The sequence below is a fragment of the Arthrobacter sp. JCM 19049 genome (genome assembly GCF_001310435.1).
Window position 1 is genome coordinate 1 of the sequence record NZ_BAXF01000961.1, and the last position, 517, is coordinate 517.

Genomic DNA, 517 nt, shown 5'->3' on the forward strand with positions numbered 1-517 from the left:
GACAAAACTAACTCCTTGCGGTAGTGGTTGTTCGGTATTCTTGTGCCGCTGATCCTGGTCGGGGCTAGCCGACCCGGGCCAGCGCGGCTGCCAGCGACGTGGTGGAGCGCGCCACCCGGTAGGGGACGGTCACGCTGCGCCCGCCCCAGGATTCAATCAGCGGGGTTTCCGGCAGCGTCTGCGCGTCGTAGTCCCCGCCCTTGACCCAGATATCTGGCCGGATCTGTTCCAGCACCGCGTGCGGGGTGTCCTCGTCAAAGATCACCACCGCGTCCACGCAGTCCAGGGCCAGCAGCAGCTCGGCCCGGTCGTCTCCGGCAATGATGGGTCGGGTGCTGCCCTTGAGCCGGCGCACCGACTCATCCGAGTTCAGCAGCACGATCAGGCAGTCACCCATCGCCCGGGCCTGCTGCAGGGTCCGGGTGTGCCCGGCGTGCAGCAGGTCAAAGCAGCCGCCGGTGGCGACCACGGTCCCCTCTGCACCGCGCACCTGTTCAATGACCCGCCACGGGTCCGG

1 protein-coding gene is annotated in these 517 nt (G+C 67.9%); it reads right to left on the reverse strand.

Annotation, left to right across the window (positions count from 1 at the left end; translation table 11 throughout):
* Positions 1-64 precede the first annotated feature (64 nt).
* On the reverse strand, positions 65-517 hold a 453-nt coding region (gene rfaE2, locus JCM19049_RS17345), incomplete at its 5' end, for a D-glycero-beta-D-manno-heptose 1-phosphate adenylyltransferase (protein ID WP_279403538.1).